This is a genomic window from Xenorhabdus indica (genome assembly GCF_014467235.1).
Taxonomy (GTDB): domain Bacteria; phylum Pseudomonadota; class Gammaproteobacteria; order Enterobacterales; family Enterobacteriaceae; genus Xenorhabdus; species Xenorhabdus indica.
In genome coordinates, this window is record NZ_NKHP01000008.1 from 144,237 (window position 1) to 158,636 (window position 14,400).

Below are 14,400 nucleotides of genomic sequence, written 5' to 3' on the forward strand. Positions count from 1 at the left end.
TTAATTTCTTATATCTGCTAACATCTAACATATAGCAAACATATATATAAAGTTAAGCATAAAGTTTTCCTGAAGTCACAAAGTAAGCCAAACATAAGTAACGCTAAAACATGCCATTGCTTACAAAACCGTGACTTGGAAGGCGATAAATATACACTCAAATTATTAATCACATACTCGACAGAGAGCATACATATTATGAATCGTATTCAATTTAACCATCACCATCATCATCCTGATTAGTCTTTCAGGCTGTTGTGTGCTGGAAGACGTTTAATAACTCTTCCGGTGGTGTGAATGCGATAAAAAAACCCTCGGAAGATTTTCCGGGGGTTTTTTTATGCCCAACAGATTCCGAGTTGCCTAATTTTTAAATTTATATATTGATATAGGGTAGACATAACATGTTAGATAAAACTCGATTACGGATAGCTATGCAGAAATCAGGACGCTTGAGTGATGACTCCCAGGCATTACTGGCACGCTGTGGCATCAAAATCAATTTACAACAACAACGCCTGATCGCATTCGCAGAAAATATGCCTATTGATATCTTACGTGTCCGTGATGATGATATTCCTGGTCTTGTAATGGATGGTGTTGTCGATTTAGGTATTGTTGGTGAAAATGTACTCGAAGAAGAATTGCTTAGTCGTCTCGCACGGGGAGATAGTCCGCAATATACCACACTGCGCCGCCTTGATTTTGGCAGTTGCCGCCTTTCTCTCGCCGCCCCTCTTGATTATGACTATACTGGCGTAGAATGTTTGCAAGACTCTCGTATCGCTACCTCTTACCCGCACCTATTAAAACACTATCTGGATCAAAAAGGTATTCAATTCAAACCCTGTCTTCTCAATGGCTCTGTTGAAGTTGCTCCCAGGGCAGGATTGGCCGATGCCATCTGTGATTTGGTATCAACTGGTGCAACATTGGAAGCAAATGGGCTGCGGGAAGTTGAAGTTATCTATCGTTCAAAAGCCTGTCTGATCCAACGTGATGGTGAAATGCCAGAAACAAAACAACAACTCATTAATAAGTTGATGATCCGCATTCAAGGTGTCATTCAGGCTCGTGAGTCCAAATACATCATGCTACATGCTCCAAGTGACAAGTTAGAAGAAATTATCTCATTACTGCCGGGCGCAGAACGCCCAACTATTTTGCCTCTGGCTGGAGCTCAAAACCGTGTCGCCATGCACATGGTCAGCAGTGAAACTCTATTCTGGGAAACGATGGAAAAACTCAAGACACTGGGTGCCAGCTCCATTCTTGTTTTACCCATTGAAAAGATGATGGAGTAATCCTGATGAGTGCTAATCTTAATATAACTTTGAGCAATACCGCTGATTTTAACACCATCATTCACTGGCAAGAATGTACGCCGGAACAGCAACAAATGCTGCTAGCCCGCCCTGCTGTTGCCGCATCTGAAAATGTTACCAGTACGGTAAAACAGATCCTAAAAACCGTCAAAGAGCGAGGAGATGAAGTATTACGGGAACTTAGTCAACATTTCGATAATATCGCAGTTAATACCATCCAAATTTCTGTAGATGCGATTAACACCGCAACCAAACGCCTGGCACCAGAAATCAAACAAGCTATGCAACAGGCCATGAACAATATCCGCCTGTTTCATGAAGCACAAAAACCAACAGTAATTGAAGTAGAAACTATACCCGGTGTGTATTGCCAGCAAATTACACGGCCAATTGATTCAGTAGGGCTATACATCCCCGGAGGTTCCGCGCCATTACCTTCCACTGTGCTAATGCTCGGCACTCCCGCCCGTATCGCAGGATGCCGTAAAGTAATTTTATGCTCTCCACCACCGATTGCTGATGAAATACTCTACGCTGCCCAATTATGCGGTATCAGCGAAATATTTCAGATTGGTGGTGCTCAAGCCATTGGAGCAATGGCATTTGGTACAGAATCCATCCCTAAAGTGGATAAAATTTTTGGTCCAGGTAGTGCCTGGGTCACCGAAGCCAAACGACAAGTAAGCCAACACCTTGATGGTGCAGCCATTGATATGCCGGCTGGCCCCTCAGAAGTACTGGTAATTGCAGACAATAGTGCTAATCCCACATTTACCGCAGCAGACCTACTTTCACAAGCAGAACATGGCCCAGATTCCCAAGTTATATTGGTCACACCTGACGAAAATTATGCCAAGCAGGTCATTCGTGAAATCGAGAAACAACTCCTCACGCTGCCACGTCAACAAATCGCTATTCAGGCCTTACAATCCAGCCGTATCATTGTCACTGCTAATATTGACCAATGTGTGACAATCAGTAACCAATATGGCCCTGAGCACTTGATCATCCAAACGCGGCAACCAGAACAGCTTGTAGACAAAATCACCAATGCGGGTTCCATTTTCCTTGGCAACTGGTCGCCTGAATCTGCGGGAGATTATGCTTCTGGTACAAATCACGTATTACCAACTTATGGTTATACCTCAACCTACTCAAGCCTCAGTTTGGCTGATTTCCTGAAAAGAATGACAGTTCAGAAACTCACACCACAAGGTTTAAAAAAACTTGCACCAACTATAGAAACACTGGCACAGGCAGAACAACTCACTGCGCACAAGAATGCGGTCACATTACGTATAGCTGCTCTGAACAGTACAGATAGTGCAGACAATGCCGACACTCATCCCAAAGCTTAAGGAGCAATAATGAGCACTGTTTTTGATGTCAATTTACTGGCAAGAGAAAATATCCGCAAATTAGTCCCTTATATGTCAGCCCGTCGTCTGGGTGGCAAGGGTGATATTTGGTTAAATGCCAACGAATATCACACCGCCCCTGATTTCCAATTCTCGGAAAAAACGCTCAATCGCTATCCTGAGTGCCAACCTGTAACGGTTATTCAGCGTTATGCAAATTACACAAACCTGCAACCAGAACAAGTGCTTGTCAGCCGTGGAGCAGATGAATCCATAGAGCTGCTGATCCGCGTTTTCTGCGAACCGGGTAAAGATGCCGTTCTGTTTTGCCCTCCAACATACGGTATGTACAGTGTCAGCGCTGAAACCTTCGGTGTCGAGCAGAAAAAGATCCTCAGCAGTACTGACTGGCAGCCAAATACTACAGCAATCCAAAATAATCTGGATCGCGTCAAATTGATCTATATCTGCAACCCGAATAATCCAACAGGTAATTTGATTGATCCCGCTGCATTACGCCAGATCCTCGAACTTACCCACAATCGTGCCATTGTTGCCATTGATGAAGCCTATATCGAATTCAACCCGCAAAATACTACCATTCACTGGCTAAAAAAGTATCCCCACTTGGTGATTTTGCGAACCCTCTCGAAAGCTTTTGCTTTAGCAGGGCTACGTTGTGGATTTACTCTGGCTTCTGCCGATATTATCGCGCTAATGTTGAAAGTGATTGCTCCTTATCCACTTGCTACGCCTGTTGCAGATATCGCAGCACAGGCACTAACTGCAACAGGCATTCGGACAATGCAAAACCGGGTAGGAGAAATTATTGCTAATCGAGCTTATCTACAAGCAGCACTTGATGAACTGATATTGGTGGAAAAGGTATTTCCCAGTGAAGCCAACTATATCCTGGTGAGATTCACCAATGCTGAATTAGTATTCAGAGCATTATGGGATCAGGGCATTATCCTGCGCGATCAACAAAAACAACCGGGATTAGAAAATTGCTTACGTATTACTGTTGGCAACCGTAGTGAATGTGAGCGGCTTGTCAATGCCATTGCTACTCTTTGCAAACAAATTTGCAAACAAACTCAACAAGTACAGGAAACAGAAAATCCATGAGCCAGAAATTGCTTTTCATTGACCGCGATGGAACATTGATTACTGAACCACCAACGGACTATCAAGTCGACCGCCTTGATAAATTGGCTTTTGAAGCTGACGTGATCCCTGCTCTACTGACCCTGCAAAAATTCGGTTACAAACTAGTTATGGTCACTAACCAAGATGGATTAGGTACAAGCCGTTTTCCTCTAGCTGATTTTGAACCACCTCATGCTCTGATGATGCAAATTCTTACTTCACAAGGTATCCAGTTTGAAGAGATATTAATCTGTCCTCACAAACCGGAAGATAACTGTGATTGCCGCAAACCAAAACTCGGTTTGGTGGAGAAATACCTGGCAGATGGTGTTATGGATACCAAGAACAGTTACGTGATTGGTGATCGGGAAACTGACCTGCAATTAGCCCGAAAAATGGGAATACAAGGCATTCGTTATCAAGCTGATTCACTGGACTGGTCAGCCATTTGTGAACAGTTGACCCATAAAGATCGTCATTCCAGCGTAAACCGTAAAACGAAAGAAACTACGATCAATATTGACATTTGGCTGGACCGAGAAGGAGAGAGTCGCATTAATACAGGCGTCGGTTTCTTTGATCATATGCTGGATCAGATCGCCACTCATGGTGGTTTTCGCATGAACATTCAAGTTGAGGGTGATCTTTATATTGATGATCATCACACTGTTGAAGACACTGGTCTTGCATTAGGGGAAGCTCTGAAACAAGCATTAGGTGATAAACGTGGTATTGCCCGTTTCGGATTTACGCTTCCAATGGACGAATGTCTTGCCCGTTGCGCCCTGGATATTTCCGGCCGACCACACCTTGAATATAAAGCTGAATTTAAACATCAACGTGTTGGGGATTTAAGTACAGAGATGATCGAACATTTTTTCCGTTCCCTCTCTTATACAATGGGATGTACCTTACACCTGAAAACTAAAGGTAAGAATGATCACCATCGTGCCGAAAGTTTGTTTAAAGTTTTTGGCCGCACCCTAAGACAAGCTATCCGCATAGAAGGCGATACCTTGCCCAGCTCTAAAGGTGTCTTATAAGAGAAAATGATGATGAAAGTTGTTATTTTGGATACAGGCTGTGCCAATCTTGCCTCCGTTGCCTATGCTGTCCGTCGGTTAGGCTATGCACCTGTAATCAGCCATGATGCAGATATTGTTAAATCAGCCGAGAAACTGCTCTTACCGGGTGTAGGCACAGCTACTGCCGCAATGGATCAACTTCAACAACGGGAATTGATCTCCCTGATCACTTCTCTCACTCAGCCAGTATTAGGGATCTGTCTGGGTCTGCAACTTCTGGCTGAAACCAGCGAAGAAGGCGGTAATATCTCATTACTCAAGTTAATCCATTCTTCTGTTAGAAAAATGGCAACTTCTGGTTTGCCATTACCACACATGGGATGGAATCAAGTTAATGCTCTCGCCGGGCATCCCTTATTCCACAATATTAAAAATAATGCTTATTTCTATTTCGTACACAGTTATGCCCTGCCTGTTGGCGAATACACTATTGCTCAAACGAATTATGGCAATCCATTCAGTAGCGTAATTGCAAAAAACAATTTTTTGGGTGTGCAATTCCACCCTGAGCGATCCGGCGCGGCGGGAGCACAGCTATTGAAAAACTTTCTGGAGATGTAATCGCATGATTATACCTGCATTAGATCTAATCGATGGCAACGTTGTGCGTTTGCATCAAGGTGATTATGACCGACGCCGGGATTATGGAAATTCTCCCTTATCCCGTTTACAGGAATATGAACAAACAGGTGCCAAGCTATTGCATCTGGTGGATTTGACCGGAGCAAAAAATCCTGCAAAACGCCAAATGACATTGTTACGTAAGCTACTGGCAGGTATTTCCATTCCTGTACAAGTCGGTGGCGGTATTCGTTCAGAAAACGATGTCAAAGCGCTCTTTGAAGCCGGAGCAAGTCGGGTAGTTATTGGCTCAACTGCGGTCACCCAACCAGAATTAGTTAAGCAATGGTTTCAAGATTACGGAGCAGAAGCCATAGTGCTGGCACTGGATATCCGCATCAATACAGATGGTGTTAAACAAATTGCCATTAGTGGTTGGCAGGAAAACAGTAAAGCCACACTTGAACAAATTGTTGAACAATATCTTCCTGTTGGCCTAAAACATGTTCTATGTACCGACATTTCCCGTGATGGCACACTGAATGGTTCTAATATTTCGCTATATCAGGAAATCAGTCAATGCTATCCACAAATCGCATTTCAAGCATCCGGAGGGATCGGTAGCCTTGCCGATATTTCTCCCCTGCCTGCATCTGGTGTTGCAGGTGTGATCGTTGGTCGCGCGTTACTTGAAGGGAAATTTACACTGAGGGAGGCTATTCAATGTTGGCAAAACGCATAATCCCTTGCCTTGATGTACGCGATGGACAAGTGGTTAAAGGAGTACAATTTCGCAATCATGAGATTATTGGGGATATCGTTCCCCTTGCACAACGCTACGCCCAGGAAGGTGCAGACGAACTGGTATTTTACGATATCACCGCCTCTTCTGATGGCCGTATAGTCGATAAAAGCTGGGTTGCGAAAGTAGCTGAAATGATTGATATCCCTTTTTGTGTTGCTGGTGGGATCAAAACCGTCGAAGATGCAGGGAAAATCTTATCATTCGGTGCAGATAAAATTTCTATTAATTCCCCTGCTTTAGCAGATCCTTTTTTGATTAACCGTCTGGCTGATCGCTATGGGGTTCAGTGTGTCGTGATCGGTATTGATACATGGTTTGATGAAAAGAACAATAGCTATCAAGTATACCAATTTACCGGAAATGAAAAACGCACTATCGCAACTTCATGGCAAACATTAGATTGGGTCAAAGAAGTACAACAACGTGGAGCCGGTGAAATTGTCCTGAACATGATGAATCAGGACGGGGTGCGTAATGGTTATGATCTCGCCCAACTTAAACTGGTTCGGGAAGCCTGCTCTGTACCCTTGATTGCTTCCGGTGGTGCAGGTGCCCCAATACATTTTCTAGACGCCTTCAAAATAGCGAATGTTGATGGTGCCTTAGCCGCTTCCGTTTTCCACAAACAGATCATCAACATTGGTGAACTGAAACAGTATCTGGCAGCACAAGGGGTTGAAATAAGAACATGTTAACGATACCAGCATTAACACAACAAGAAATTGAAAAATTAGATTGGGAAAAAGTCGATAACCTCTTGCCCGTTATCGTGCAACATGCCGTGTCTGGTACAGTGTTGATGATGGGTTACATGGATCAGGAAGCACTAAATGTGACGCTAAATTCAGGCAAAATTACCTTTTTCTCACGCACTAAACAGCGGTTATGGACTAAAGGTGAAAGCTCCGGTAATTTTCTGGAATTAGTTGAAATTCACTCTGACTGTGATAACGATACTCTCCTTATCCTTGCCAATCCTGTCGGACCAACCTGCCATAAAGGCACTGAAAGCTGTTTTGCTTCCGCACAAACAGGATGGGGCTTTCTTTACCAACTGGAACAGTTAATAGCAAGTCGAAAAAATTCGTCCCCGGATAGCTCCTATACTGCCCGCTTGTACGCCCGTGGGACAAAACGCATTGCGCAAAAAGTGGGAGAAGAAGGTATAGAAACTGCATTAGCAGCAACTGTTAATGATAAAGAAGAACTCACCAATGAAGCTGCGGATTTGATTTATCATCTATTGGTATTACTACAAGATCAAGATTTGGATCTTAGTTGTGTCATCCGCCAATTGCAAAAAAGGCATTCAATTAAGGAATAGTTTTTAAGCAATATTTTTTAAGCAATAACTTTTAAAGAATCGTTTTCTGAACAGGAATCGAAGTTAGAAAATACGCCACTTCGTTAATTTACCTGAATAAAACGAAGTGGCTTTTTACTAAACCTTACCCTTACCAGATAAGATGGCAGAGTTTGTGAAAAATGTTATGAAGAAAAAATATTATGAATCACTACATTGCTTCTTCGAAAATAGCAACAATCTCTTCATGTGATGCCTGAATCGGATTGGTGAAACCACAAGCATCTTTTAAGGCATTAGCTGACAATGTTGGAATATCTTCTGATTTAACATTCAGTTCAGCTAACCCCGCCGGGATATTGACATCTTTTGCCAGTCTGCTGATCTCTTGAATACATACTTCTGCACCCTCTTGATCATCAATATTCGTAACATTGGCTTCCATCGCAGCAGCAATATCTTTCAAGCGAGATGCTGCGGCTTTGGCATTAAAACGCTGTACATGAGGTAATAACACCGCATTACAGACACCATGTGGCAGATCATAGAAACCACCTAATTGATGCGCCATCGCGTGAACATAACCCAAAGAAGCATTGTTGAATGCCATACCCGCTAAGAATTGGGCATAAGCCATATTTTCACGCGCTTCTACATCACTGCCATCTTCAACAGCACGACGCAAATAACGGCTGATCATTGTTACCGCTTTTAATGCACAAGCATCAGTGATCGGATTAGCCGCTATAGATACATAGGCTTCAATCGCATGAGTCAATGCATCCATACCCGTCGCAGCCGTCAGTCCTTTTGGCATTCCAATCATCAATGCAGGATCATTAACTGATAAGATCGGGGTCACGTTTTTGTCCACAATTGCCATTTTAATATGGCGATCTATATCTGTGATAATACAAAAACGTGTCATTTCGGAAGCTGTCCCTGCCGTGGTATTAATCGCTATCAGCGGCAATTGGGGTTTTGCAGAGCGATCAACACCTTCATAATCACGAATATCACCACCATTTGCCGCCACCAAAGCAATACCTTTTGCACAATCGTGCGGTGAACCACCCCCCAGAGAAATTACAAAATCACAATCATGCTGACGCAGAATAGCCAGACCTTGTTCGACATTGATCGTAGTTGGGTTCGGATTCGTCCTATCATAAACTGCACTTTTTATCCCTACATCAGTCAATAACTTCTGAACTTTCCCAACAACACCAATCTCGTTCAGTACACAGTCAGTGACGATTAAAGCCTGTTTGTAGCCATAAGTTTTCACTAACTCAACGGCTTCATTCAAGCATCCCATACCGATTTTATTCACCGGCGGGATAAAGAAAGTTGATATTGCCATTAGGAACTCCTTAGATTTTACTGAGGTATCTCAAATCCTGATGTAAGAGAAGTGGTTTACAATCTGTCACTTATCTGCATCAGTAATTTTGACTCATATCAATAACCCCTAGTGTAGGATTAAAAAATAAACTGAATTTCACTAAACCTAAAAAATAAAAATTTATTTTAAGATGAGTCAAATACAGGATTAAACATTCAAAGCGCTACCGGATAGCACTCAAGTATCGCCATACCGGAATTAGTCACATTCAGAATGCCCTCTAGTTAACCAGAAACAAATTAAATAAAATTTATATTTTGCTATAATTCAACCAGACAAAATAGGTGATTATTCTATGAATAATATTTTTATTCTGGTAATAATTGGGCTGATGGTTATCTGCATTATTGTGATACATCACGCTTTTGATGCAAATATGGCTCACTGGCTGGTGCAATTTGCTGAATGGTTGGTGAGATAGAGATCACTTTTTTATATATTATTTATTAAAAAATTTTGCTACAAAAAAGGTGCTGAAAACTCAGCACCTCATCATTTTTAAAGTTAAGTATTTATTATAAATAACTAACCATTATGATAACCATTCAGTATGAAATACACCTTCTTTATCGATACGCTTATAGGTATGTGCTCCGAAATAGTCACGCTGTGCCTGAATCAGATTGGCAGGCAAAACGGCAGAACGATAGCTATCGTAATAAGAGATAGCCGCAGAGAAAGTTGGTGTTGGAATACCATTCTGCACACCATAAGAAACAACATCACGCAGAGCTTGCTGATATTCATCAGCAATTTGTTTAAAGTAAGGTGCCAGCAACAGGTTAGCAATATCTTGGTTTTCGTTGTAAGCATCCGTGATTTTTTGCAGGAATTGCGCACGAATAATACAGCCAGCACGGAAGATTTTGGCAATTTCACCGTAGTTCAAATTCCAGTTGTATTCATCAGAAGATGCTTTCAACTGTTGGAAGCCTTGCGCATAAGAAACGATCTTACCTAAATACAAAGCACGACGAACTTTCTCAATAAATTCTGACTTATCACCTTTAAATGACTGGACTTCTGGCCCTGACAGAACTTTAGATGCAGCTACTCGCTGATCTTTCATAGAAGAGATGTAACGCGCGAAGACAGATTCAGTAATCAACGTTACTGGAACGCCCAGATCCAGAGAACTCTGACTAGTCCATTTACCAGTCCCTTTGTTAGCTGCTTCATCCAGGATCACATCTACCAGATATTTACCTTCTTCATCTTTCTTATTGAAAACATCAGCAGTAATTTCAATCAGATAACTACTCAGATCACCCTGATTCCAATCATTGAATACATCCGCCAGTTCCTGATTGCTCAGATTCAGTGAATGCTTCAGCAGAGAATAAGCTTCAGCAATTAGCTGCATATCACCATACTCAATGCCATTGTGAACCATCTTCACGTAGTGGCCTGCTCCATCTGGGCCAATATAAGTCACACAAGGCTCACCATCTGCTTGAGCAGCAATCTCTTTCAAAATCGGTGCAACCAGTTCATAAGCCTCTTTCTGACCACCCGGCATAATTGAAGGGCCTTTTAATGCACCTTCTTCACCACCGGAAACCCCTGTACCAATAAAGTTAAAACCTTGAGCGGATAATTCACGATTACGGCGGATAGTATCCTGAAAATAGGTGTTGCCACCATCAATCAGAATGTCACCCTTATCCAAATGCGGCGTCAGAGATGCAATGGTTTTATCCGTAGCTTCACCTGCCTTAACCATTAACAGAATACGACGTGGCCTTTCCAGCGAATCGACAAACTCTTCAATGGAATAACTTGGAACTAATTTTTTCCCTGGATTTTCAGCGATCACTTCATCAGTTTTATCGCTGGAGCGGTTAAAAATTGATACAGAGTAACCACGGCTCTCAATATTCAACGCCAGATTGCGCCCCATAACCGCCATACCGACAACACCGATCTGTTGCTTGGACATGAATAACTCCCGTCTGATAATGACTTGCTGCCTACCAAAACGTTGTACATGTAACAATATCGCGTACAACAAAATATAGTAGACAATTTGTTAATGAGATCACATATTAACTCAGGAATGGGTATCGGGGATAGTTATTGATGCAACCGATATTGTGATACTGTTTTTTTGCTGAAAAAATTTCCAACTGCAATAAATCGCCTATTGATATTTTGACAATCAATCCTCATTATTCAGAGGTCGGCACAAGCCGTCACAGTAAAAGGTAAAATAAACTATATGGAATGGATCGCTGATCCAACGATATGGGCAGGTCTGGCCACACTTATCGTTTTAGAAATTGTTCTCGGAATTGACAACTTAATCTTTATTGCCATTCTGGCAGATAAACTTCCTGAAAAACAGAGAGATAAAGCCAGACTCACTGGTTTGTCCTGTGCCCTGCTGATGAGGTTGCTCTTATTATTCAGCCTCTCTTGGCTTATTTCTCTGACAACACCATTGCTGACCTTGTGGGATCATCCATTCAGTGCCCGTGATTTAATTATGCTGATTGGGGGAATGTTCCTACTGTTTAAAGCCACAATGGAGTTGAATGAACGGCTGGAAGGAAAAATCCTGCATACCAATCAACAGCGTAAAGGAACAAGTTTTTGGGCGGTTGTTGTACAGATTATTGTCTTAGATGCTGTTTTCTCACTGGATTCCGTTATTACCGCCGTGGGTATGGTTAATCATATTGGTATCATGGTTACTGCGGTCATCATCGCCATGATCCTGATGATATGGGCCAGTAAGCCTCTGACAAAGTTTGTTAATGCCCATCCTACCATCGTTATACTGTGTCTCAGTTTTCTACTGATGATTGGTTTCAGCCTGCTAGCCGAAGGCTTTGGCTATAAAATACCGAAAGGCTATCTTTATGCTGCCATTGGCTTCTCCATTATGATCGAAGCACTAAATCAATTCGCCCATTTCAATCGTCGCAAATTCCTGAGTGCTTCGCGCTCACTACGCGAGAGAACCGCAGAAGCTGTCCTCCATATTTTAAATGGCAAACGTGAAAATGCGGATTTGGATAACCATACTTCCAGTTTGATCGCGGATCATGAAGAGCATAAAGAAGTTTTTGAACCACAAGAACGGCAAATGATTGCCCGCGTTTTTAGTCTCGCACAACGTACAGTCAGCAGTATTATGACCTCACGCCACGACGTGGTTTACCTTGATGTTCACTCACCTACTGACAAATTGGCTATATTACTGGAGCAAAAACCACACACTCGGATTGTCGTCACGGATGAAAAAACCAGTGATGAACCGCTAGGTGTAGTTCATGTGATTGATATCCTTAATCAACAACTCACTCATAAGACATTTAATTTGCGGCAATTAGTACAACAACCTTTGATTTTCCCTGAATCTCTCTCTTTACTTCAGGCGTTAGAACAATTCCGTCAGGCACAAACTCACTTTGCTTTTGTTGTGGATGAATTTGGCTCCGTTGAAGGTATTGTCACAGTCACAGATGTAATGGAAACCATCACAGGAAACTTGCCTGTAGGCAGTGGAGAGATTGATGCTCGCCATGATATTCAGGTTACAGAAGAAGGGCATTGGATTGCCAATGGATTTATGCCGCTGGATGATCTGATACTTTATATTCCACTACCACTGGATGAAAAACGCGAATACCAAACACTGGCGGGCCTGTTAATGGAATATCTACAACATATTCCACAACAAGGGGAACAACTACAAATTGGCGATTATCTTTTTGAACCACTGGAAATCACCAGTCATCGCATTAACAAAGTGAAAATCACCTTGCTAAAAGTAGAAGAAGAGATGAAAGAATAATTCACTCGTGATACACATCATTTACTGACAAAAACCGACACTGTGTCGGTTTTTTCATTTCTGACAAATTTCATTATTTTGATTTAATTTGAATTTCCAGATAATTAATCCGCTTAATCTTGCAGATGCAATGTATGTCTCATATAGGCAGGACCTGCCTACATTTCTCCACGAACACATGTTTACCAAAACAATGAGCTTATTAAACAGTCAACTGTTATAGCTCAGGCAAATGCTACAGGAACTTGTGTTGTAACAGGCGGGTTTGTGAATTATTCCATTGACTTGTCATTGATAAATAAGGGGATTACATGAGTACGAAATATTTTTCATTGTTGACAGATTCAGGTGCCAATAAACTGGAAAACGCTGCAACCTCAGGTAACAAGCTTGAAATTACACACATGGCAGTTGGCGACGGAAATTTGCCAACACCGAATGCTAATCAAACTCAATTGATTAATGAAAGATATCGTGCAGAAATTGACAGATTATTCATTGATCCTAAAAACCCTAACCAAATTGTTGTTGAACAGGTACTCCCAGAAGATGAGGGTAGCTGGTGGATCCGTGAAATAGGTCTATTTGATAAAAGTGGTACGCTAGTTGCTATCGGAAACTGTGCTGAACTGTACAAATCACAAAAGCATGAACAAACAATTCGTATGCTTTTACCTATTGATAACATAAATTTGGTAGGTTCGTTTGAAGAATTATTTTCTGGCTTAGCAACTCGCAGATACGTAAGGGACAGAATCGGAGACCATGCAGACAGCCGTAACCATCCAGATGCCACATTGAAAAACAAAGGATTTGTTATTTTAAGTAATGCTGTAGACAGTAACAGTGAGGCCCATGCAGCAACATCAAAAGCCGTGAAATCAGCTAATGAGTTAGCCCAAAAAGCCTATGATTTAGCTAATCCAGAAAATGCCAAGAAGAAATGGGTGCCGTTAACCCGCCGTGTCAATGACAAAGAGCTGGTCAATGACGTTACCCTGGTGGCCGCGGATGTTGATGCCTATACCAAGGCTGAAACCGATGCGCGGATTAAAGACGGTGATGCACAAGTCATGAAAGTGGCAGACAGCAAAGTGCCGTTAACCCGCCGCATCAATGACAAAGAGCTGGTCAATGACATCACTCTGGTCGCCGCGGATGTTGATGCCTATACCAAGGCCGAAACCGATGCGCGGATTAAAGACGGCGATACCCCGATCATGCAGGAAGCCAAACACGCGTTGCAAGTGGCGGACAGCAAAGTGCCGTTAACCCGCCGTGTCAACGACAAAGAGCTGGTCAATGACATTACCCTGATGGCCGCGGATGTTGATGCCTATACCAAGGCTGAAACCGATGCGCGGATTAAAGACGGCGATGCACAAGTCATGAAAGTGGCGGACAGCAAAGTGCCGTTAACCCGCCGTGTCAACGACAAAGAGCTGGTCAATGACATTACCCTGATGGCCGCGGATGTTGATGCCTATACCAAGGCTGAAACCGATGCGCGGATTAAAGACGGCGATGCACAAGTCATGAAAGTGGCGGACAGCAAAGTGCCGTTAACCCGCCGTGTCAACGACAAAGAGCTGGTCAATGACATTACCCTG

General features: G+C 42.5%; 13 protein-coding genes and 1 other annotated feature. Of the genes, 11 read left to right on the forward strand and 2 right to left on the reverse strand.

Annotation, left to right across the window (positions count from 1 at the left end):
- Nucleotides 1-218: 218 nt before the first annotated feature.
- Nucleotides 219-342: a sequence feature (His leader region), on the forward strand.
- Between the two features lie 62 nt (nt 343-404).
- The 8 genes from hisG to hisIE are packed head-to-tail and all read left to right on the forward strand — an operon-like array spanning nt 405 to nt 7,607.
- Nucleotides 405-1,304, forward strand: coding sequence for an ATP phosphoribosyltransferase (hisG, locus tag Xind_RS08565; protein WP_047683689.1), 900 nt, complete (start codon nt 405-407; stop codon nt 1,302-1,304).
- Between the two features lie 5 nt (nt 1,305-1,309).
- Nucleotides 1,310-2,683, forward strand: a complete 1,374-nt coding sequence (gene hisD, locus Xind_RS08570) for a histidinol dehydrogenase (RefSeq protein WP_187649857.1) — start codon at nt 1,310-1,312, stop codon at nt 2,681-2,683.
- Nucleotides 2,684-2,692: 9 nt separating this feature from the next.
- Nucleotides 2,693-3,811 carry a histidinol-phosphate transaminase gene (gene hisC, locus Xind_RS08575; protein ID WP_187649858.1) on the forward strand — a complete coding sequence of 373 codons (1,119 nt, stop codon included), beginning with the start codon at nt 2,693-2,695 and terminating at the stop codon, nt 3,809-3,811.
- Entirely contained in the window at nt 3,808-4,875 is a 1,068-nt protein-coding gene (hisB, locus tag Xind_RS08580; protein WP_047683695.1) for a bifunctional histidinol-phosphatase/imidazoleglycerol-phosphate dehydratase HisB, read from the forward strand. Before hisC ends, hisB begins: the two co-directional genes overlap by 4 nt.
- Before the next feature lie 12 nt (nt 4,876-4,887).
- Nucleotides 4,888-5,478 carry an imidazole glycerol phosphate synthase subunit HisH gene (gene hisH, locus Xind_RS08585; protein WP_047683715.1) on the forward strand — a complete coding sequence of 197 codons (591 nt, stop codon included), beginning with the start codon at nt 4,888-4,890 and terminating at the stop codon, nt 5,476-5,478.
- 4 nt (nt 5,479-5,482) lie between these two features.
- Nucleotides 5,483-6,220, forward strand: coding sequence for a 1-(5-phosphoribosyl)-5-[(5-phosphoribosylamino)methylideneamino]imidazole-4-carboxamide isomerase (hisA, locus tag Xind_RS08590; RefSeq protein ID WP_047683697.1), 738 nt, complete (start codon nt 5,483-5,485; stop codon nt 6,218-6,220).
- Complete coding sequence (gene hisF, locus Xind_RS08595) at nt 6,202-6,978, forward strand: imidazole glycerol phosphate synthase subunit HisF (protein ID WP_047683698.1); 777 nt, start codon at nt 6,202-6,204, stop codon at nt 6,976-6,978. The genes hisA and hisF overlap by 19 nt, the downstream gene beginning before the upstream one ends.
- A complete protein-coding gene (hisIE, locus tag Xind_RS08600) occupies nt 6,972-7,607 on the forward strand; it encodes a bifunctional phosphoribosyl-AMP cyclohydrolase/phosphoribosyl-ATP diphosphatase HisIE (protein ID WP_047683702.1) in 636 nt (211 codons plus the stop codon). Before hisF ends, hisIE begins: the two co-directional genes overlap by 7 nt.
- A 190-nt stretch (nt 7,608-7,797) precedes the next feature.
- Here the strand turns inward: hisIE and yiaY are convergent, their stop codons facing one another.
- Nucleotides 7,798-8,949 carry an L-threonine dehydrogenase gene (yiaY, locus tag Xind_RS08605; RefSeq protein ID WP_187649859.1) on the reverse strand — a complete coding sequence of 384 codons (1,152 nt, stop codon included), beginning with the start codon at nt 8,947-8,949 and terminating at the stop codon, nt 7,798-7,800.
- A 337-nt stretch (nt 8,950-9,286) separates the two neighbouring features.
- Here yiaY and Xind_RS22240 point away from each other — a divergent pair, with 337 nt between their 5' ends.
- A complete protein-coding gene (locus Xind_RS22240; protein WP_276511067.1) occupies nt 9,287-9,412 on the forward strand; it encodes a hypothetical protein in 126 nt (41 codons plus the stop codon).
- 111 nt (nt 9,413-9,523) lie between these two features.
- On the opposite strand, the gene gndA is transcribed toward Xind_RS22240, so the two are convergent.
- A complete protein-coding gene (gene gndA / locus Xind_RS08610) occupies nt 9,524-10,930 on the reverse strand; it encodes an NADP-dependent phosphogluconate dehydrogenase (protein WP_187649860.1) in 1,407 nt (468 codons plus the stop codon).
- 279 nt (nt 10,931-11,209) lie between these two features.
- Between gndA and Xind_RS08615 the strand changes: the two genes are divergently transcribed.
- Complete coding sequence (locus tag Xind_RS08615) at nt 11,210-12,790, forward strand: TerC family protein (protein WP_047683705.1); 1,581 nt, start codon at nt 11,210-11,212, stop codon at nt 12,788-12,790.
- A gap of 311 nt (nt 12,791-13,101) precedes the next feature.
- A partial coding sequence (locus Xind_RS08620; protein ID WP_187649861.1) for a phage tail protein occupies nt 13,102-14,400 on the forward strand: 1,299 nt, incomplete at its 3' end.

Bases quoted from the DNA above. Each gene is read 5' to 3' on its own strand.
- hisIE (WP_047683702.1), top strand. From the start codon at position 6,972: ATGTTAACGATACCAGCATTAACACAACAAGAAATTGAAAAATTAGAT.
- hisG (WP_047683689.1), top strand. From the start codon at position 405: ATGTTAGATAAAACTCGATTACGGATAGCTATGCAGAAATCAGGACGC.
- hisF (WP_047683698.1), top strand. From the start codon at position 6,202: ATGTTGGCAAAACGCATAATCCCTTGCCTTGATGTACGCGATGGACAA.
- hisH (WP_047683715.1), top strand. From the start codon at position 4,888: ATGAAAGTTGTTATTTTGGATACAGGCTGTGCCAATCTTGCCTCCGTT.
- yiaY (WP_187649859.1), bottom strand. From the start codon at position 8,949: ATGGCAATATCAACTTTCTTTATCCCGCCGGTGAATAAAATCGGTATG.
- gndA (WP_187649860.1), bottom strand. From the start codon at position 10,930: ATGTCCAAGCAACAGATCGGTGTTGTCGGTATGGCGGTTATGGGGCGC.
- hisB (WP_047683695.1), top strand. From the start codon at position 3,808: ATGAGCCAGAAATTGCTTTTCATTGACCGCGATGGAACATTGATTACT.
- hisA (WP_047683697.1), top strand. From the start codon at position 5,483: ATGATTATACCTGCATTAGATCTAATCGATGGCAACGTTGTGCGTTTG.
- Xind_RS08615 (WP_047683705.1), top strand. From the start codon at position 11,210: ATGGAATGGATCGCTGATCCAACGATATGGGCAGGTCTGGCCACACTT.
- Xind_RS22240 (WP_276511067.1), top strand. From the start codon at position 9,287: ATGAATAATATTTTTATTCTGGTAATAATTGGGCTGATGGTTATCTGC.
- hisD (WP_187649857.1), top strand. From the start codon at position 1,310: ATGAGTGCTAATCTTAATATAACTTTGAGCAATACCGCTGATTTTAAC.
- hisC (WP_187649858.1), top strand. From the start codon at position 2,693: ATGAGCACTGTTTTTGATGTCAATTTACTGGCAAGAGAAAATATCCGC.